At 65.3% G+C, this 18,989-nt stretch carries 16 protein-coding genes; all 16 read left to right on the plus strand.

Going from position 1 to position 18,989, the window contains the following annotated elements; all coding sequences use genetic code 11:
• Positions 1 to 235 precede the first annotated feature (235 nt).
• Positions 236 to 2,248 carry a hydantoinase/oxoprolinase family protein gene (locus ACOOHP_RS01940; protein ID WP_420464778.1) on the plus strand — a complete coding sequence of 671 codons (2,013 nt, stop codon included), beginning with the start codon at positions 236 to 238 and terminating at the stop codon, positions 2,246 to 2,248.
• 110 nt (positions 2,249 to 2,358) lie between these two features.
• Positions 2,359 to 3,240 carry an alpha/beta hydrolase gene (locus tag ACOOHP_RS01945; RefSeq protein WP_420464779.1) on the plus strand — a complete coding sequence of 294 codons (882 nt, stop codon included), beginning with the start codon at positions 2,359 to 2,361 and terminating at the stop codon, positions 3,238 to 3,240.
• 157 nt (positions 3,241 to 3,397) lie between these two features.
• Complete coding sequence (locus ACOOHP_RS01950; RefSeq protein WP_420464780.1) at positions 3,398 to 3,784, plus strand: acetone carboxylase subunit gamma; 387 nt, start codon at positions 3,398 to 3,400, stop codon at positions 3,782 to 3,784.
• Entirely contained in the window at positions 3,781 to 6,003 is a 2,223-nt protein-coding gene (gene apcC, locus ACOOHP_RS01955) for an acetophenone carboxylase subunit gamma (protein WP_420464781.1), read from the plus strand. Before ACOOHP_RS01950 ends, apcC begins: the two co-directional genes overlap by 4 nt.
• 106 nt (positions 6,004 to 6,109) lie before the next feature.
• The gene (gene apcD / locus ACOOHP_RS01960) at positions 6,110 to 8,167 is read left to right on the plus strand and encodes an acetophenone carboxylase subunit delta (RefSeq protein ID WP_420464782.1); all 2,058 of its coding nucleotides are present in this window, start codon (positions 6,110 to 6,112) and stop codon (positions 8,165 to 8,167) included.
• Complete coding sequence (locus ACOOHP_RS01965) at positions 8,168 to 9,049, plus strand: NADP-dependent oxidoreductase (protein WP_420464783.1); 882 nt, start codon at positions 8,168 to 8,170, stop codon at positions 9,047 to 9,049.
• A complete protein-coding gene (locus ACOOHP_RS01970; protein ID WP_420464784.1) occupies positions 9,007 to 9,183 on the plus strand; it encodes a hypothetical protein in 177 nt (58 codons plus the stop codon). The genes ACOOHP_RS01965 and ACOOHP_RS01970 overlap by 43 nt, the downstream gene beginning before the upstream one ends.
• A gap of 1 nt (position 9,184) precedes the next feature.
• Positions 9,185 to 10,090, plus strand: coding sequence for a hypothetical protein (locus ACOOHP_RS01975; protein ID WP_420464785.1), 906 nt, complete (start codon positions 9,185 to 9,187; stop codon positions 10,088 to 10,090).
• Entirely contained in the window at positions 10,087 to 11,154 is a 1,068-nt protein-coding gene (locus ACOOHP_RS01980; protein WP_420464786.1) for a CobW family GTP-binding protein, read from the plus strand. Before ACOOHP_RS01975 ends, ACOOHP_RS01980 begins: the two co-directional genes overlap by 4 nt.
• A gap of 1 nt (position 11,155) precedes the next feature.
• On the plus strand, positions 11,156 to 13,021 hold the full coding sequence (locus ACOOHP_RS01985; RefSeq protein ID WP_420464787.1) for a feruloyl-CoA synthase: 1,866 nt from the start codon (positions 11,156 to 11,158) through the stop codon (positions 13,019 to 13,021).
• Positions 13,018 to 14,208 carry a thiolase family protein gene (locus tag ACOOHP_RS01990; protein WP_420464788.1) on the plus strand — a complete coding sequence of 397 codons (1,191 nt, stop codon included), beginning with the start codon at positions 13,018 to 13,020 and terminating at the stop codon, positions 14,206 to 14,208. Before ACOOHP_RS01985 ends, ACOOHP_RS01990 begins: the two co-directional genes overlap by 4 nt.
• Before the next feature lie 9 nt (positions 14,209 to 14,217).
• A complete protein-coding gene (locus tag ACOOHP_RS01995) occupies positions 14,218 to 14,472 on the plus strand; it encodes a hypothetical protein (protein WP_420464789.1) in 255 nt (84 codons plus the stop codon).
• 81 nt (positions 14,473 to 14,553) lie between these two features.
• Positions 14,554 to 15,000, plus strand: coding sequence for a hypothetical protein (locus ACOOHP_RS02000; RefSeq protein WP_420464790.1), 447 nt, complete (start codon positions 14,554 to 14,556; stop codon positions 14,998 to 15,000).
• A 261-nt stretch (positions 15,001 to 15,261) separates the two neighbouring features.
• Complete coding sequence (locus ACOOHP_RS02005; RefSeq protein WP_420464791.1) at positions 15,262 to 16,548, plus strand: mechanosensitive ion channel family protein; 1,287 nt, start codon at positions 15,262 to 15,264, stop codon at positions 16,546 to 16,548.
• A gap of 195 nt (positions 16,549 to 16,743) precedes the next feature.
• Positions 16,744 to 18,021, plus strand: a complete 1,278-nt coding sequence (egtB, locus tag ACOOHP_RS02010; RefSeq protein WP_420464792.1) for an ergothioneine biosynthesis protein EgtB — start codon at positions 16,744 to 16,746, stop codon at positions 18,019 to 18,021.
• Positions 18,018 to 18,989 (plus strand): L-histidine N(alpha)-methyltransferase, encoded by a 972-nt coding sequence (gene egtD, locus ACOOHP_RS02015; RefSeq protein ID WP_420464793.1) that lies wholly within the window; start codon positions 18,018 to 18,020, stop codon positions 18,987 to 18,989. The genes egtB and egtD overlap by 4 nt, the downstream gene beginning before the upstream one ends.

An 18,989-nucleotide genomic window follows, 5' to 3' on the forward strand; every position in this document is an offset into this window, starting at 1 on the left:
GCTGAAAACTCCCGGCGTCGGCATGGCGCCGGGAGTCCTTCCGGTCGGCTAGAGAAGATCAAGTTGCGCGCGGAAGCCGGCGCCCGGAAGTTTCCGCTTGCTGCACTGCACTACGGAAAAGCGCCTAGGTCTTAGGGAATCGCTCCACCTGTTACGCGCGCGCGTCGCCGCCTAGTCTTGCTCGCACAGACCAGCCGTCGCCTACGGGCCGCGGACAGCGCAGCGAGGAGAGGCGATGCTCACAATCGATATCGATACGGGCGGCACCATGACCGACGCCCTGGTGACAGACGGCGCGACGCGTCACTGCATCAAGGTGGATACCACTCCGCACGATTTCACCGTGTCCTTCCAGTCCTGTCTGCGCGAGGCCGCGAGCCTGTATGGCATGGATGACCTCGATGTCTTCCTGCAGAAGGTCGCGCTGATCCGCTGGTCGTCCACCATCACCACCAACGTGCTGGCCGAGCGGCGCGGCGCCAAGGTCGGATTGCTGGTGACGCGCGGACACGAGCAGGACCTTTACGGCGAGGGGCGCTCGGCGATCATCGACGAGCTGGTAGCGGCCGAAGCGGTGATCGGCCTGCCGCAGAACCCCGAGGCCAAGGACATCCTGCTGGGCGTGAAGTCCTTGCTCGAATCGGGGGTGCGGCGCATCTGCGTGGCACTGGCGGGGTCCTTCCCCGACAGCCGCGAGGAAGTCGCCATCAAGCAGATCATCGAAGGCCAGTATCCGGATCACATCATCGGATCGGTGCCGGTGCTGCTCGGTTCGGATATGGCGCAGATCGGTCACGACCAGACCCGTGCGCACTACTCGGCGATGAACGCGTACACCCACTCGCATCTGGCCACCAGCCTGTTCAAGGCCGAAGACGTGCTGCGCGACGAGTTCAACTGGCGCGGCGCGCTGTTGATCGGACAGACCAGCGGTGGCGTCGCCCGCATCGGCAAGACCAAGGCGGTCGACACCATCGAGTCGGGCCCCGTGTTCGGCACGTTCGGTGGCGCCTTCGTCGCTCGCGAATACGGCCTGGAAAACGTGGTCTGTGTGGACGTCGGCGGCACTACGACCAAGTGTTCCATCGTGCGCGACGGCGAGCCGGTGGTTCAGCGCGGCGGCGATCTGATGGAGATTCCGGTCAAGACCGCGTTCGCCATGCTGCGCTCGGCGGCGATTGGCGGCGGTTCGATCGCGCGGGTCAAGGACGGTCGTTTGCGCCTGGGCCCCGACAGCCAGGGCGCTGCGCCCGGGCCGGCCTGCTACGCCCTGGGCGGGCGCGAGGCCACGCTCACCGACGCCATCCTGCTGCTGGGCTATCTGGACCCGGACAGCTTCCTCGGCGGACGCCGCAAGCTGTCGGCCGATCACGCGCGCAAGGTCGTCGAGAACAAGGTGGCCAAGCCGCTGGGCCTCACGGTGGAGCAGGCGGCGCTGATGATCCGCGACGAGGCCGTCGCTGTCATGGCCGAACTGATCTCCACCACCCTGGCCGAGGCCGGTTTGGGTGGCAGCGAGACGACGCGGCAAGCCGGCCGCGTGGCCGGCGTCCCAGCCTTGTTTTCGTTCGGCGGCAACGGGCCCATGTTCGCGGCGCTGGTCGCCGAGAAGCTGGGGATCGGGCAGGCCTACGCCTTCGATTTCGGTCCGGTGTTCGGTGCCTTCGGCTCGTCGGTCTCGGACGTGGCGCACGTCTACGAGCGCGGCGTCGGCATGGCTTGGTCCGCCGAGCATCAGGATGCGGTGCTGCGGGTGGCGCAGCAGCTGCACACGCAAGCGACGCGCGATCTGCAAGGGGAGGGCTTCGAACCCGCCTCGGCCGCGTATCGCTACGAACTCGAGTTCGGCCGCCAGGACCGGCTGTCGGGAGCCTGTCGTTTCGAATGTGCCGACGTGCCCGCCACCCAATGGATCGAAGCAGCCCGGCAGGCCATGGCGGCAGCAGGGCTGGACACCCATGATCCGCTGCAACTGATCCGGCTCAACGCGCGCCTGGAAGTAGGACCGAACCGCCTGCAACCGCGCGTGGGGCGCAGCGAGAGCGTCAAGCCCGCCAGTCGCGCCATGCAGTTCAGCGGACGCGCCGCGGAGACGCTGCCGACCTACGTGTGGGAGCAGCTCAATGTCGACGATCGCATTGTCGGGCCCGCCATGATCAACGGCGCCACGCTGACCTGTCCGGTGCCGCCGGGCTGGACCTTGAAAGTCGACGCCTACGGCAACGCAGCGCTGCTGCACAGCGACTGATGTCCAGCGCAATCACCGGGGGGACGCCCTAGGCGGTCAGGCGCCGGTCCGGCTGCCAAGCTTCGAGGGTCCAGCCCATCCCGGGTCGGGTGACCAGGAGGAACACCACCATGAAACAGCGTGAAGTCCAGTTCTACAGCGAGGGATTCAAGATCCTCGGCGACTACTTCCTGCCCGACGATCTCAAGCCGGGCGAGAAGCGCCCCGGCATCGTGCTCTGCCACGGCTACAGCGGCATCCGACCGCTGATCCTGCCGGACTATGCCGCGGTCTTCGTCGCCGCCGGGTTCCCCTGCCTGACCTTCGACTACCGTGGCTTCAACGGCAGCGAAGGTCCGAAGTGGCGCATCCAGGCGCTCGAGCAGATCGACGACATCCGTAACGCCATCACCTATCTGCAGGCGCAGGACGAGGTGGATGCCGACCAGATCGGCATCTGGGGCACGTCCAACGGCGGCGCGCACGTGGTCTATACCGCGGGTATCGATGAGCGCGTCAAGGTTGCCGTGGGTCAGGTGGGTTACGGCGACGGCGAGCGTCTGCTGATGGACATCCGCTCCCCGGAGGAGCGTCGACAACTGCTCGATACCTTGGCCAAGGACCGGACGCAACGCGTGCTGACCGGCAAGGGCGGCGCTGCCGACACCGCCAGTCTGCTCGCCAGTCCGCAGACCAAGGCTTTCTTCGCCGAGGCATTGAAAGTCATGCCGGACTTCTATTGCGAAATTCCCTGGCAGTCGGCCGAGGCGACGATGGAATACCGGCCGATCGACGTGGCGCACAAGATCGCACCGCGCGCCCTGATGCTGATCGGCGCCGAGCAGGACGACCTTTGCAAGATCGACGGCTACAAGGCGGTCTTCGATGCGGCCGGCCAGCCCAAGAAGTGGCTGCAGTACCCGATCTCGCACTACCAGATCTACACGCCCGAGTGGGTGGCGCCATCGGCCAAGGCCGCGGCGGAATTTTTCACCGAGCACCTGAAGAGATAGCGACGGAGAGCGTTTCACCGCAAAGGCGCAAACGGATAAAGAAAGGACGCAGAGAAAAAGAAAAGCGGAAATATCGAGGGCTTCCGATCGAAGTCTTTGCGACCCCTCCTTTTCTTTTGCGCTGTTGCGGTGAAGTTTTTTTGAGGAGAAACATCGCGTGGCCGATAGAATCCGCTTCACCGAGTATCTCGATCTCGATGTCAAAACCGAGATGTGGCACTGCCACAGTTGCGATCGCGCGCTGATCGGTGCGCGTGAGAGCTACAAGCGCGGCTGCCTGGTGGCGGAGCGCGATCCGCGCGAAATCCACGCGCCGGTGCTGGAGGGCGAGTACAGCTTCTCGCCCGATCCGGACTGGTCGCGCATCGTAGAGTTCTACTGTCCGAACTGCGGGCGGCAGATCGAGACCGAGTACCTGCCGCCGGGGCATCCGATCACGCACGACATCGAACTGGACGTGAACAGCCTACAGCGACGTCTCGCCTCCGGCGAGCTGACGATCAGTGACGGCGGCAAGCTGTGCATAGCAGAGGAGTCGGCATGAGCAGTTCAATGACGCAGAGCGCGCCCAAGACCACGTCGGTGATGAACTCCATCGACATCGACGTCGGCGGCACGTTTACCGACTTCGTGCTGACGCTCGACGGCGAGCGTCACATCGTGAAATCGCCGACCACGCCGCATGACCTCTCCATCGGATTTCTGAACGCGGTCGAATCCGGTGCGGAGAAGGTCGGGCTCACCGTAGACGAGCTGCTGCCACGCATCGACATCGTGCGTTACTCCACGACCGTGGCGCTCAATCGCCTGCTGCAGCGTCAGGGACCGCGCATCGGCTTCGTCACCACCGAGGGCCATGAGGACATGGTCCATATCGGTCGCGGTGCGCAGTGGGTGGATGGCCAGATCATCTCCGAGCGGCGCAATCTCTGCGCGCAGAACAAGCCGCACCCATTGATCCAGCGTGATCTGGTTGTTGGCATCAAGGAGCGCATCGATTCCAAGGGCGTGGTCGTGCGCCCGCTGGACGAGGAAGACGTGCGGCGCAAGCTGAGGGTGCTGATGGATCGCGGCGCGCGCGCCATCGTCGTCTGCACCCTGTGGTCGTTCGTGAACCCGGCGCACGAGAAGCGCATCCGCGAAATCATTCGCGAGGAGTACAAGGAATTTCACATCGGCTTCGTGCCGGTGGTGATGAGCCACGCGGTCACTGCCAAGCTCGGCGAATACGAGCGCGCGATGACCGCCATCCTCGATGCCTACCTGCAGCACGCGATGCAGACCGAGATCTGCGCCACCTGGGACAAGCTGCGCGATCAGGGTTATCGCGGCACCTTCCTGATGATCCATAACAGCGGCGGCTCGGCGGACATCTTCAAGACGCCGGCCTCGCGCACCTTCAACGGCGGCCCGGTGTCCGGCCTGATGGGCAGCGCATTCTTCGCGGCGAAGCTCGGCTACCGCAACGTGATCATGGGCGATGTCGGCGGCACCAGCTTCGATGTGGCGCTCGTCGTCGAATCCGGCGTGCGCAACTACGAGTTCAAGCCGGTGATCGACCGCTGGATGGTCAACGTGACCATGATGCAGACCATCTCCATCGGTGCCGGCGGCGGTTCGATTGCGAGCGTCGACAGGAACGGACGCCTGACCGTCGGTCCGAAAAGCGCGGGCTCCATGCCCGGGCCGGTGTGCTATGACCTCGGCGGCACCGAGCCGACGACGACGGATGCGGACGTGGTGCTCGGCTACATCAACCCGGACGGTTACTTCGGCGGCCAGATGCCGCTGAACAAATCCAAGGCCGAGAAGGCGATCAAGGACAAGATCGCCGACAAGCTCGGCGTCACCGTCTTTGAGGCCGCGGCGAAGATGCGCAACGTCATCGACGAGAACATGGCTTCCGCGATCAAGCGCGAAGTCCACATGCGCGGCTACCACCCGGAAGAGTTCGTGCTGTTCGCCATCGGCGGTGCGGGCCCCACGCACGTGTCCGGGTTTCAGGCCGATGTGCCCAAGGCCGTGGTGTTTCCCGCCGCACCGGTGTTCTGCGCCATGGGCAGCTCGATCATGGACATCGTGCACCTGTACGAGCAGTCGCGGCGTATGGTGTTCATGGAACCGGTCAGCGAGAAGCTGATCGTGGATCGCGTTGCGTTCAACGCTGTGGTGCAGGAGATGATCGACAAGGCGAACCAGGAACTGGTGTCGGAGAACCTCGATCCGCGCGAAGCGAAGTATTCGCTGGAGCTGGACATGCTCTACGGAGGCCAGGTGAATGTGAAGCGTACCGACTGTCCCGTGCTCAAGATCGAAAGCGATGCGGACGCGCAGGCGACCTACGACGCGTTCGAGAAGGAATTCTCTGCGGCTTTCAGCCCGCTGGTCGTGAATCGGCCGGGCGGTGTGTATCTCGACAATTTCGTGCTGCGCGTGACGGTGCCGGTGAAGAAGCCGCCCATCCCCGAGTACCCGCTGCAAGGAAAAGACCCGTCCGCCGCGAAGAGCGGAACGCGCGAGTGCTACTGGATGGAACTCAAGAACACCGCGCCGACCGCGATCTACCAGTTCGAGAAGCTGCAGCCGGGCAACGAGCTGCTCGGCCCCGCGGTGATCGAGGCCGAGCTGACCACGGTGGTGGTGCCGCCGGGTCGGCGCTTCCACATCGACAAGCATCGGCTGGGAATTCTCGAATACGTCGAGGGCGCAAACCCTGCGCAGCGTGCAAAGTCTGCGGCGAAGAAGAAGGCCGTTACCGCCTAAACCTGCTGTCATTCTGAGCGAAGCGAAGAATCTTCTATCCGACCGCACCAGAGTCCTGCGAGTAGATCCTTCGCTGCGCTCAGGACGACAGCCCAAGAGAGAACACATGGCCATTCCCACCCTCGAACAGAAGCTCAACTGGCTCAAGACCGTGCCACCGACGCCGGAGGTGCAGGCTGCGGCCGACGCCATCGACGCCGCGCGTTTCGAGATCGGCTTCCAGCGCACCAACGACATCCTCGACGAGGGCATGGACGTGTTCCAGCGCTCGGTGCGCTGCGCGATGGGCGTGGCCGGCGATTCGCTGGTCGGCATTTGCACCGCGGACGGCGACATCGTCAACGGCTCGATGGGCACCTATCTGCACGCGGTGATTCCGCCCATCGTCATCAAGTACATCATTCACACCTACGGCAAGAGCATCGGCATCAACGACGGCGACTACTGGTTCGCCAACGACGCGGTGTACGGCGGCGTGCACAACCCGGATCAGGGCGTGATGACGCCGGTGTTCTACAAGGGCGAGCTGATCGCCTGGACCGTCGCGCTGGTTCACACCACCGAGACCGGCGCCATCGAACCGGGCGGCATGCCGGTGTCGGCGACCACGCGCTTCGAGGAGGGCATGAACCTGCCGCCCATGCGCATCGGACAGAACCACAAGCTCTCGCCGGACATCGAGACCATGTTCCAGGCCTTCGGCATCCGTGCGCCGCAGATGATCGCGGTGGACCTGAAGGGTCGGTGCACGACGGCGGATCGCGTGCGCACGCGCCTGATCGAATTCTGTGATCGCGAAGGCCCGGAGTTCGTGAAGGGCCTGTTCGCGAAGATGATCCAGAGCGCGGACACCGGGGCGCGCGAGCTGATCCGCCAGTGGCCGGACGGCAAGTTCCGCTGCGTGAATTTCTCCGACGGCGTGGGCTTGAAGCAGGGCCTGATCCGCAACTGCTACATGACCCTGCACAAGAACGGCGACCGCATCCTGGTCGACTTCCGCGGTACCGGGCCGGAGACGCCATCGAGCTACAACGCGCATCCGCAGGCGGCGATAGCGCACTTCACGAACTACATCTACGAATACCTGTTCCACGAACTGCCGCTGTCGAACGGCACCTTCAACAACATCGACTTCGCCTTCGATCCCGGCACCTGCCTGTCGCCCGATCCGCGCGCGGCAACCAGCAACTCGGTGATGATCGCGACCGGCATCATGAGCGCGGTGCACAACTGCTTTGCGAAGACCCTGTTCTCCACGCCGAACTGGAAGCAGGCCGGCGCGAGCATGGCCAACGCCGGCAACGCGCTGGTGCTCGCGGGCCTGTCGCAGTGGGGCGTGCCGTTCGCCGACATGCTCGCGTACTCGATCAACTCGGAAGGCCAGGGCGGTCGCCCGACCGAGGACGGCATGGATGCCTACGGCTTTCCCTGGGCGCACGGCGGCCGCGCGCCGAACACCGAGAATGTGGAAAACGAATTCCCGCTGCTGATCCCGCTGTCGAATCACTGGATCGATTCCTGCGGCCACGGCAAGTACCGCGGCGGCGTCGGCACGGTGCAGATGTGGGTCGCGCACCACGTGCCGCAGGTCTACATGATGTGCATCGCGGACAACACGAAATTGCAGACACCGCAGCCGCTGTTCGGCGGCTATGCGCCCTGCACCGTGCCCGGCATCTCGATCAGCAACTCAAAGGTCATGGAGCAGATGGCGGGTCGCGGCGAGTTGAAGCTGGAGCTTCAGGAAATACTGAAGGACCACACCATCGAGGGCGACTACAAGACCGAGTTCCTTGGTCGCTCGGTGCGTCCGTACAACAACGGCGATGTGATTACGTTTGGCTTCTCCGCCGGCGGCACCGGCTACGGCGATCCGCTGGATCGCGAACCGGAGTCCGTCGCACTTGATCTGGACAAGGGCACGATCACCGCCGAGACCGCCAAGCGCATCTACAAGGTGATCTGGGACGAAACCACGCGGCGCATCGACAAGGCCGCGACGGCGGACGCGCGCAAGGCCGAGTTCGCGGCGCGGCTGCGGCGTGGCAAGCCTTACGATGCCTTCGAGGCGGAGTGGTCGCAGAAAAAGCCGCCGGAAGAAATTCTCGAGTACTACGGCACCTGGCCGGACGCCAAGCCCAACAAGGTGTGGATGCGTGCGTAAATGACCGATATCAATCGCCAATGGCTGCTGAAGTCGCGCCCGCAGGCAGCGCTGCCGGAGCGCAGCGATTTTGAACGACGCGATGTGCCGATCCCGACCATCCGCGACGGCGAGTTCCTGCTGCGCAACCGCTGGTTGTCCTGCGATCCCTCGCAGCGCGCCTGGATGGATTCGGAAACCTACATCCGACCGGTCGGGCTCGGTGAAACCATGCGCTCCTTCACCGGCGGCGAGGTCGTCGAATCGCGTCATCCCGGATTCAAGCCGGGCGATCTGGTCACCGGCACCTTCGACTGGCAGGACTACGCGGTCAGCGACGGCCACGATCCGCTGCTCGGCAAGCTGACGCCGCTCGCGCCGGACATCGATCTGCCTTCCGCGCTGTCGCTGTTCGGCATCACGGGACTGACCGCGTACTTTGGCCTGTTCGACGTAGGCCGGCCGGTTGAAGGCGATACGGTCGCCGTCAGTGGCGCGGCCGGAGCCACCGGCGTGATCGCCGTGCAGCTCGCCAAGGCGAAAGGCCTGCGCACGATCGGCATCGCAGGCGGCGAAGCGAAATGTCGCTGGCTGCGCGAGGACCTTGGTCTTGACGATGCGGTGGATTACAAGGCCGTCGATACGATGGCCGCACTGCGCGAGAAGTGCCCGGACGGCATCCACGTCTACTTCGACAACGTCGGCGGCGAGATGCTCGACGCGGGCCTCGCGAATCTCGCGCCGGGCGCGAGGGTCGTGCTCAGCGGCGCGATCTCCGGCTACGGCAACTTCGCCGAGATGCCGGTGATCCGGCACTACCCGAACCTCATTCTCAAGAAGGCGCGCATGGAAGTTTTCTGGTGTTCGACTACCTGCCACGCAGCGTCGAGGCCATCGCGGTGATGAGTCCCTGGCTCGCTGCGGGCAGGATCAAGAACCCGGTCGACATTGCGGAAGGTTTCGATGCCGCGCCCGACGCGCTGCGCCGCCTGTTCACCGGCCAGAATCGCGGCAAGCAGCTCGTGCGGCTGGATTGAGATGAGCGCTTCGATCCCTTGGCGTCGCCGGCTATCCGAACTTGGTCGCGGCGTCGGAAAATCGCACGCGCCGCTGTTCGCGCCCTTGCTCTACGGTGTCGCCGCGCAGATCGAGGCGCTGCCGCCCGCTGAGGTCACCGCTGATCCGACACGGCTCGGCAAATGCCTGACCGAGCTGCGTCGCGCGGTCGGCACTGCATCGTTCGTCGTCGCAGCGCCGACGGCGATGGAAGCCGAAGCGCTGGGCGCAGGCGTGGACCGCGAGGTGTGGCCGCCGAAAGTGATCGCAGCCGCGTCACCGGGCGTGATCGAGCGGGTCGAGTTCGATCAGGTCTGGACGCAATCCGAGGCGCTGGCCGCGGGCCTGGAAACCTGCAAGCGCTTGTCGAGCACGCAGCAGAACGAACCGGTGCTGCTCGCCGCACTGACCGGGCCGGCCTCGCTGCTCGCAGAACTGCTCGGCGATGAGGCCGATGGCGATGCCGCCTGGGAGTTCGCAGGCCGTGCCTTGAGCGCGCTGTGCCGCCAGTTCGCGCAGTCCGGGGCCTCGGCGATCTTGCTGTGCGAGCGTGGGTTGCCTGCCGATCTGCAGGGCTGGTCGGCCGCGCTCAGCACCATCTCCAACATCGCGCGCTTCCATCGCATTCCCGCCTTGCTGGCCTTTGACGGTGCCATGCCGGCGGATTGGCCTGGCGCGACCATCGCCTGCCCGCCGACGGAACAGGAAGCGCTGATCGAAAAGCCGCATGGCCTGTGCATCACCGCCGAACCGGAGAGCTGGCGATACCTCGTCGGGCAGACCGGCGATTCGCGCGTCGTGGTGACCGCGCGCGAGGTCGCGGCGGATACCGACATCGAAGCCCTGGCCGATGCCTGCAGCGATGCGCTGGATATGCAGACGCAATGAGACCGCAAGCCGTCCCGGTCACCGTGCTCACCGGCTTTCTCGGCTCGGGCAAGACCACGCTCATCAATCGCATCCTGAAAGAAGCGCACGGCCGGCGCTTTGCGGTGATCGAGAACGAGTACGGCGAGATCAATGTCGATGCCGATCTGCTGGTGAAGGACGGTGGCGAGACCGTGGTGCAGCTCACCAATGGCTGCGTGTGCTGCACGGTACGCGGTGATCTCGCGAATGCACTGAACGATCTGGCATCGAAGCGCGACAAGGGCGAGATCGAGTTCGATCATGTGCTGATCGAACCCACCGGCCTCGCCGATCCCGGACCCATCGTGCGCACCTTCATGGCCGAGACCGAGGTTCTGGGAAAGTATTTTCTCGACGGCGTGGTGACCTTGTTCGATGCCGTGAACGGCGAGCGCAATCTCGCCGAGTCGGTCGAAGCGCAGGCGCAGCTCGCCTACGCGGACCGCGTGCTCGTCACCAAGGTGGACCTGCTGGGTGGGCCGGGCTTCAGCCCGACAGCCGAACCTGCGAGTCGGCCTGAAGGCCGACCTACGGATGCGGCGGACGAACTGGTCGCGCGCGTGTCGGCGCTGAACACCATGGCGGGTGTAGCGAGCGTGGATACACACCGCGCGCCCTGGGACGAGGTGTTCGAGAAATTGCTGGAGCTACGCGGCTACCAGTTCGACCGGGTCGTATTTGCCCCGCAGGCCAGCGATGCGCAAGGCGGTACGCACACCCGGGGAGTCGGCAGCATCAGCTTCAACGCGGAAACCCCGCTCGACGGGGTACAGCTTAATCGCGCGCTGGCTGCAATCAACGAGCGCTACGGCGAGGCGCTGTGGCGCATCAAGGGCGTGCTCGCCATCGACGGCATGCGTAACCGCATCATCGTGCAGGGCGTGCAGGGACTGATCCAGGCCAACCCCTCCACCGTGTGGCGCATGTTCGAGCCCAAGCTGAGTCGGCTGGTACTGATCGGGCGCGAGTTGGATCGTGACTGGGTGCTGGGTCTGCTGCAGGGTTGCGTGTCGGCGGCGACGAACGCGCCGCCGGAGCATTGAGATGAGTTCCTTGTTTGCCGTCCCGAAACTCGAGATCGCAAGGCGCAGCGACGGCAGCCTGATCGTCGCCTCTGCCGATCCGCTGCGGTCGTCGCCGCGAGCGGTTGGCGTGTGGCTGCAGCATTGGGCGCAGGTCGACGGGAAACGGACTTTCTTGGCGCAGCGCGATGAACCCGGAGGCTGGCAGCGCCTGAGCTACGGGGAGGCCTATCGACGTGTGCTCGCTGCGGCGAGCGGGCTCCTTCGTAACGCCGAGTCCCGACCCGGACCGGTCGCCATCCTGTCCGACAACAGTCTGGATCACGCGGTGCTGATGCTCGCAGCGATGCAGGTCGGTATTCCGGTGGCGGCCATCTCTACCGCGTACTCGCTGGCGTCGAAAGATCACGCCAAGCTCGGCAAGCTGATCCGGGAACTGGCGCCGGGCGTGATCTATGTCGCCGACGCGCAAATCTATGGCGCGGCGCTCGAGGCGATCGCGCCGCTGCATCGCGCGCGCGTAATGACGTCGAACCATGCGGGTGGCGACGTGCACAGGCTGAGCGAATTGATGGCGACCACCCAGGCCGAAGCCGTACAGCGTGCATTCGATCGCGTCACCCCCGACACGGTTGGAAAGATTCTCTATACCTCCGGCTCCACCGGCGAGCCCAAGGGCGTGCTCAATACCCAGCGCATGCTGTGTAGCAACCAGCAGGCGCGGGTACAGGTCTGGCCGTTCCTGGAAACCACGCCGCCGGTGATTGTGGACTGGTTGCCGTGGAACCACACCTTCGGCGCCAACCACAATTTCAATATGGTCCTGCGCAACGGCGGCACGCTTTACATCGACGGCGGCCGGCCGATGCCGGGCCTGTTCGACACCAGCCTGGCCAATCTGCGCGAGATCGCGCCCACACTGTATTTCAACGTGCCGCGCGGCTACGACATGCTGGTCGGCGCACTGCGCGAGGACCCAGCCCTGCGCGAGCATTTCTTCTCGCGCCTGCAGATGCTGTTCTATGCTGCCGCGGCGTTGCCCCAGCATCTTTGGGATGCGCTGCGTGAACTGTCTCAGCAAACGTTGGGACACGAGATTCCGATGGTGTCGGCCTGGGGCACCACCGAGACCGCGCCGCTGGCCACGGACTGCCATTTCCAGGCCGAGAGTTCCGGCAACATCGGGCTGCCGGTGCCGGGCACGGAACTGAAGCTGCTGCCCTTGGGCGCGACCGAGGCTGGCGCCGCGGCCGCGAGCTCGGGTGCGCAGGCGGGCAGTTTCGAGATTCGCGTGCGCGGTCCCAACATCACGCCCGGCTACTTCAAGCGTCCTTCGCTGTCCGCGCAGGCGTTCGATGACGATGGCTTCTATATCACCGGCGACGCCGTCCGTTTCGCCGACCCCGCGCGGCCCGAAGCCGGCCTGATCTTCGGCGGCCGCATTTCCGAGGACTTCAAGCTTTCCACCGGCACCTGGGTCAACGTGGGCGGTGCCCGGATCCGTGCGCTGGAATGCCTGGCGCCGGTGGCGCAGGACCTGGTCATCGCCGGGCACGATCGGGATCATCTGGCCTTCCTGATCTTTCCCAATTTGGCCGCGTGTCGGCAGATCGCCAGTCTGCCCGCGGATGCCGATATCGTCGAAGTGCTGCAACACACGGCGGTGCGTGCCGCCACGCGCGCGGGCATGCGGCGGCTCAAGGCACTCGGCGGCGGCAGCTCCATGTACGCGCCGCGTGGCGTACTGCTGGCCGAGCCGCCCCACATCGATGCCGGCGAGATCACCGACAAGGGCTACATCAATCAGCGCGCGGTGCTGAACCGGCGTGCGCAACAGGTCGAGCGGCTGTACGCGGAACCCCCCGAAGCCTGCATCATCACCTTATGAGATTCGACAACGCGTTCATTCCCATCGGCGCTTGCTGGTCTTCGCCCTTCGTACGCTGGCAGGGCGCGCTGGCCGACGTGTCCAGTCTGGATGTGGCGATGCACGTCACTCGCGACGCGCTGGCGGCCCGTCAGCTCGATCCCCAGTCCTTCACCCAACTGGTGATGGGTCTGACCATTCCGCAGAACGACGCCTTCTACGCCGTACCCTGGACCGCCTCGCGCCTGGGCATGGAGGCGGTGACCGGCCCGCTGATCGCGCAGGCCTGTGCCACCTCGGTGGCCTGCCTCGCGGCTGCGGCCGCGGCGGTGCAAGGCGACAGCAACGAGCAGGTACTGGTGGTGGCCGCCGATCGCACCAGCAACGGACCGGTGCTGATCTACCCGTCGCCGTCCGGCATGGGTGGTGCCCCGCAGATCGAGAACTGGGTGCTGGACAACTTTGCCGCTGATCCCAATACCGGCAGCGCCATGGTGACCACCGCCGAGAACGTGGCCAGGCAGGGCGGTCTGTCGCGCGAGGCGCTCGACGACCTGACGATGCTGCGCTACCAGCAATATGCCAGCAGCCTGCGCGACGATCGCGCCGTGCAGAAGCGCTACCTGCAGCCGGTGAACCTGCCCGCTCGCAAGGGTCAGGTGCACTGCGTCGACACCGACCAGGGCATCCACCCCTACGATCGCGAGAATCTGCGCAGTCTCAAACCCACCACCGCGGGTGGGGTCGTCACCTTCGGGTCGCAGACGCATCCGGCTGATGGCGCAGCCGGTGCGGTGGTATGCAGCGCCGAGCGTGCGCGCGCATTGTCGAAAGGCGAGGGCAGCGTGCGCCTGCTGGGCGTTGCCCAGGCGCGGGTGGAAAAGGCGTGCATGCCCAAGGCCGCAACCCTGGCCGCGCAGAAGGTGCTGGCCGAGTGCGGCAGGAACATGGCCGAGGTGCGGCTCGTCGCCACGCATAATCCTTTTGCCGTCAACGACGCCTGGTTCTGTCGCCAGACCGGCTTCGACGCCGAGAAGATGAACGTCTACGGCTGCAGTCTGATCTACGGCCACCCGCAAGGTCCCACCGGTCTGCGCACCATCGCCGAACTCATCGTGGCCTTGCATGCGCAGGGCGGCGGCCTGGGTCTGTTTACCGGCTGTGCTGCGGGCGATACCGGCGCAGCCCTGCTGCTGTCGGTGCAGTGAGACGCGCCGGTGTCGGCTCCGTTGCCCGATGCGTTGATCTCGCCGCTGCAGCGCTATCTCGACGAGGACGACGACGAAGCCGCGCTGCGCGCTGCTGCCGACTGGGCTCGGGCGCATACGGTGGACATTGCTGGACTGTTCGATTGGTTGCAGCACTACCCCGCCGACAAGGCGCGTCGCAGCCGGGCGCAGGTGGTACTGCGCGCCGCGCTGGGGCTGCCGCTGGTGCCGGGGCCGGTGTGCCGGCCGACGCCTTCGGACTGAGGGACCGGAATCTCGGTGGGCCAGCGTCCGACGGCGCGCTGCCGACGTATGCAAAGCCACACGTTCAAACCGGTGGCGGTCATGACGCACATCAAGCTCCCACGATTCTCCGCGCTCTCAGGCATCGGCGGCCTGGCCATGCTGATGCTTGCGCTGCTCGTCGAGGTTCCCGTACGGGCGGCGGAGTGGCGTTCCAGCCAGACCGCCGAGCTTGCGGGTCAGGCTTTGATCGAAGAGGTCGCACGCGGCGAACTCGACCGCGCCTTCGAACAGGCTGCTGCGCTGGGTCGCCCCGACGACAGCGGCCTGCGGGAAAGGCTGCAGGCACACCAGCGTGAGGTGGCCGCGACCGTGTCCGATCTGGGTGCGGCGCGCAGCGTGTCGACTCCGGAAGAGACCTTGTTCGCCGGCTGTGTCACCCGCAGTTACCTGGTCCGTCATGACGAGGGCCATCAGCGCTGGTTGCTCAAGTTCCGTCGCGGGGTCGAAGGCTGGCACCTGAGCGAGTTGAACGTGCGGGTGTTCTGACCGCGTTGCGAGCCTCGTAGTCGGTTGGCGCAGACACCGAGGCAGGTAGGTCTTCTCGAATTCGATCGCCCTTCTCAGGCGCGTCGAGCGCGATGGTGGGGGCCTTTCCGGGCGCGTGGCGATCGTTTGCCTGGACGAGGTCGGCCCGGTCGCGGCCGAAAGACGCTCGTCATTCTGGACTTTGCGCAAGGGTGACAGCAGTCTTGGCGCCGTCATCACCCTGCGGCCGGTCGACCGATCGTGAATCTCCATATGCCGAACATGAGTGCGTTCAACGATTCCGTCGTGCAAGCCGCCGCGGTGGTGCAGGCGGCGCTGACCTCACCCGCAACCTACGTGCAACTGGCGCTGGCCTTGGCGGCGCTGCTGCTGAGTTGGGCGCTGTCGACGCGCCTGGTGAAACTCGGGGCGGCCGGCACCCCCTTGCGGCGAACCCTGGAGCGGCTGCACACGCTGGTGCAGCCGGCGCTATCGACCCTGCTGGTGGTGGTCGCAGCGGGCTTGAGCCTGACCTGGGTCGGCGAGGACTGGTTGTTGCGGGCGGTGACGTTGGTGCTGGTGCTGTGGCTGGTGGAGAGCGTGATCCGCCTGATGCACGTGGGACCGCTGACGGCGCGCCTGCTGCGTCTGGCGGTGCTGCTGTTGGTGCCGCTGCACTTGCTGGGGGTACTGAGCACCGTCACGGCGACCCTGGAGTCGATGTCGCTGGAGATCGGCAATCTGCGCTTCACCGTCAGCGGCCTGCTGCGCGTATTGGTGTTCGGGTCGCTGCTGTTCTGGCTTGGCTGGATCTCCAACACCGCGGGCATCAACGCCATCCGCCGGCAGGAACGCCTAGCAGTGCGGACCCGCGAGGTCATTGCCAAGCTGTTCCAGATCGCCCTTTCGGTCCTGGTGCTGCTGCTGTTCCTGCAGGTGCTGGGCATCAACCTGACCGCGCTGGCGGTGTTCGGCGGCGCCGTCGGTGTGGGCCTGGGCTTTGGCCTGCAGTCCATCGCCTCCAACTTCATCTCCGGCATCATCATCCTGTTCGACCGCTCGCTATCGGTCGGCGACTACGTGGAGATCGAGGGCGGGCAATCCGGCTATGTGCGCGAACTGACCCTGCGCTACACCACCTTGGAAGGCTTTGACGGCAAGGATGTGCTGGTGCCCAACGAAACCTTCATCACCAAGTCCTTCACCAACTGGACGCACAAGAACCACAAGCAGCGCTACCGGGTGGATTTCTCGGTGGCCTACAGCACCGATATCCGCGCCATGTGCGAGCTGATTCGTAACGCAGTCGCCAGCCATCCGCAGGTCATCAGTGGGGTCGATATCCCCATCGAAGAGCGTCCCGACTGCGAGATCGACAGCTTCGGCGACTCCGGCGTGAACATGTTCGTGGAGTTCTGGATGGATGGTATCGACGACGGGCGCAATCGGGTGGGCGGCGATCTGCTGCTGCTGATCTTCGAGACGCTGCGCGAGCACGGCATCGAAATTCCCTTCCCGCAACGCGAAGTGCGCCTGCTGCCGTCGTCGGCTGCTGCACCGTCGTCGTGAAGCCGGCAGGCCCGTAGGGCAATTCGTCGGCGCCGCGATAGCGGTCGGGCGCAACCCGCGTATTCAGGTTGCGGGTTTATCCATCGCGGCGATGGTGCGTAGACTACGGACCTCAGCCGAGGCCCGTACCTTGCTGCGACGTGTGGACCGCGCCGCGATTCGTCCAAGAAAAATCAACTTTCACGTTACCGTCACGTGCTCGAACGAACCCGAAATCCACCGGACTCGCCCGGCCGCCAGGCGACTGCGGATGCCTACCGGCAGGTGCGTGACGCCAGTGTGGCGCTGATCGCGGGGCTGGCCCCTGAAGATGCCGCGCTGCAGTCGATGCCCGATGCCAGCCCCAGCAAGTGGCATCTGGCCCACACCACCTGGTTCTTCGAGCAGTTCGTGCTCGGGCGCGATCCCGGCTACAACCCCTACGACGCGCGTTGGAACTACCTGTTCAATTCCTACTACCAGAGCGTGGGCCCGATGCACGCGCGTCCGCAGCGTGGGCTGCTGTCGCGGCCGACCTTGGCCGAGGTGCTCGATTACCGCGCGCAGATCGACGCTCGCATGGAAGCGCTGCTGGCCGACGCCGAAGACGATGCCGAGGACGATGCCCAAACGCGCAGCCTGGTGACGCTGGGTCTGCACCACGAACAGCAGCACCAGGAGTTGTTGCTCACCGACATCAAGCATCTGTTCTCGCTCAATCCGCTGGAGCCGGCGTTCCGGCCTGCCAAACCGCGGGACACGTGCGCGGTGGTGCCGCTGCGTTACCTGCAGGGCGCGCAAGGCATCGCCGAGATCGGTCATGCCGGCGCTGCCTTCGCATTCGACTGCGAGACCCCGCGGCATCGTGTGCTGCTGCAGCCGCACGCACTGGCCAATCGTCCCGTCAACAACGGCGAGTTCCGCGACTTCGTTCGCGACGGCGGCTATCGCCAGCCGGCGCTATGGATGTCGGAAGGCTGGAATACGGTGCAGCAGCGGCAGTGGGCGCATCCGCTGTACTGGTCGGACGATCTGGAAAGCGAGTTCACTCTGGGTGGCCGCGTGAGCCTGGATGCAGCCGCGCCGGTATGCCACATCAGCTTCTTCGAGGCAGACGCCTACGCGCGCTGGGCCGGTGCCCGCCTGCCGACCGAAGCCGAGTGGGAAAGCGCAGTGGCGACCCAAGAAGTGCAGGGCCATTTTGCCGATGACGGCGCGCTGCATCCGCTTCCTCCGCAAGTCGGGCCAGGCATCCTGCAGGCCTACGGCGACGTATGGGAGTGGACTGCAAGCCCCTACGTGAACTACCCAGGCTATCGACCGCTGGCCGGCGCGCTGGGCGAGTACAACGGCAAGTTCATGTGCGGGCAGTACGTTCTGCGGGGCGGCTCCTGCGTGACGCCGCCCGGCCACGTGCGCGCCACCTATCGCAATTTCTTCACACCGGCAGACCGCTGGCAGTTCACCGGACTGCGCTTGGGGCAGGACCGATGAAACTTCCGAGCAGCGCGTGGCAGTTGTCCCCCGAGCACGCTGCGCGTGATGAATTGGCCGCGGACGTACGCAAGGGTCTGCGCGCCACACCCAAGCGCCTGCCATCGAAATATTTCTACGATGCGCGCGGCTCCGCGCTTTTTGAGCAGATCTGCGAGCAGCCGGAGTACTACTTGACGCGAGTCGAACTGGACATCCTGCAGCAACAAGCAGCCAGCATGGCGCAGGTGATCGGGCCCGGTGCGCTGGTGGTGGAGTACGGCAGCGGCAGCGGCATCAAGACCCAATTGCTGCTCGCCGCTTTGGAAGCGCCGGTTGCCTATGTGCCGATCGAGATTTCCTCCAGCGCGCTGGATACCAGCCTGGACGAACTGGCCGCGCGTTTCCCTGACATCCAGATGTTGCCGCTGTGCGCCGACTTCAACACCACCGTCAGCTTGCCCAGGCCCAGGCGCGAGCCGCGCAGCGTGCTGATCTTCTTTCCGGGGTCCACGCTCGGAAATTTCGAGTCTGCCGAAGCCCTGCGCCTGCTCAAGGTGATGCACGCGGAGATGGGGCCGCAGGGCGCTGCGCTGGTCGGCATCGATCTGAAGAAGGACCCGAAAGTCCTCGAAGCCGCCTACAACGATGCGGCCGGTGTCACCGCCGAGTTCACGCTCAATCTGCTGCACCGGCTCAATCGCGAGCTGGATATGGATTTCGACGTGGAGCAGTTTCAGCATCGCGCCCGCTACAACGTGCTGGCCGGGCGCATCGAAACGCACATCGTCAGCCGTGCCGACCAGCAGGTACACCTGGACGGGGCCACCATCGAGTTTGCGGCCTGCGAAAAGATGCTGGTGGAATACAGCTGCAAGTACGCGCTACCGGAGTTCGCGCGCATGGCCGCGCAGGCCGGGCTGGCGGTGCATCAGACCTGGACCGACGACGAGCAGCGCTTCGCGATCCAGTTGTTGCGGAGGGTGTAG

Origin of the sequence: Panacagrimonas sp., assembly GCF_965216805.1 — a bacterium.
Lineage (GTDB): Bacteria > Pseudomonadota > Gammaproteobacteria > Nevskiales > Nevskiaceae > Panacagrimonas.

Bases quoted from the DNA above. Each gene is read 5' to 3' on its own strand.
- ACOOHP_RS01940 (WP_420464778.1), top strand. From the start codon at position 236: ATGCTCACAATCGATATCGATACGGGCGGCACCATGACCGACGCCCTG.
- ACOOHP_RS01945 (WP_420464779.1), top strand. From the start codon at position 2,359: ATGAAACAGCGTGAAGTCCAGTTCTACAGCGAGGGATTCAAGATCCTC.
- apcC (WP_420464781.1), top strand. From the start codon at position 3,781: ATGAGCAGTTCAATGACGCAGAGCGCGCCCAAGACCACGTCGGTGATG.
- apcD (WP_420464782.1), top strand. From the start codon at position 6,110: ATGGCCATTCCCACCCTCGAACAGAAGCTCAACTGGCTCAAGACCGTG.
- ACOOHP_RS01965 (WP_420464783.1), top strand. From the start codon at position 8,168: ATGACCGATATCAATCGCCAATGGCTGCTGAAGTCGCGCCCGCAGGCA.
- ACOOHP_RS01975 (WP_420464785.1), top strand. From the start codon at position 9,185: ATGAGCGCTTCGATCCCTTGGCGTCGCCGGCTATCCGAACTTGGTCGC.
- ACOOHP_RS01980 (WP_420464786.1), top strand. From the start codon at position 10,087: ATGAGACCGCAAGCCGTCCCGGTCACCGTGCTCACCGGCTTTCTCGGC.
- ACOOHP_RS01985 (WP_420464787.1), top strand. From the start codon at position 11,156: ATGAGTTCCTTGTTTGCCGTCCCGAAACTCGAGATCGCAAGGCGCAGC.
- ACOOHP_RS01990 (WP_420464788.1), top strand. From the start codon at position 13,018: ATGAGATTCGACAACGCGTTCATTCCCATCGGCGCTTGCTGGTCTTCG.
- ACOOHP_RS02000 (WP_420464790.1), top strand. From the start codon at position 14,554: ATGACGCACATCAAGCTCCCACGATTCTCCGCGCTCTCAGGCATCGGC.
- ACOOHP_RS02005 (WP_420464791.1), top strand. From the start codon at position 15,262: ATGAGTGCGTTCAACGATTCCGTCGTGCAAGCCGCCGCGGTGGTGCAG.
- egtD (WP_420464793.1), top strand. From the start codon at position 18,018: ATGAAACTTCCGAGCAGCGCGTGGCAGTTGTCCCCCGAGCACGCTGCG.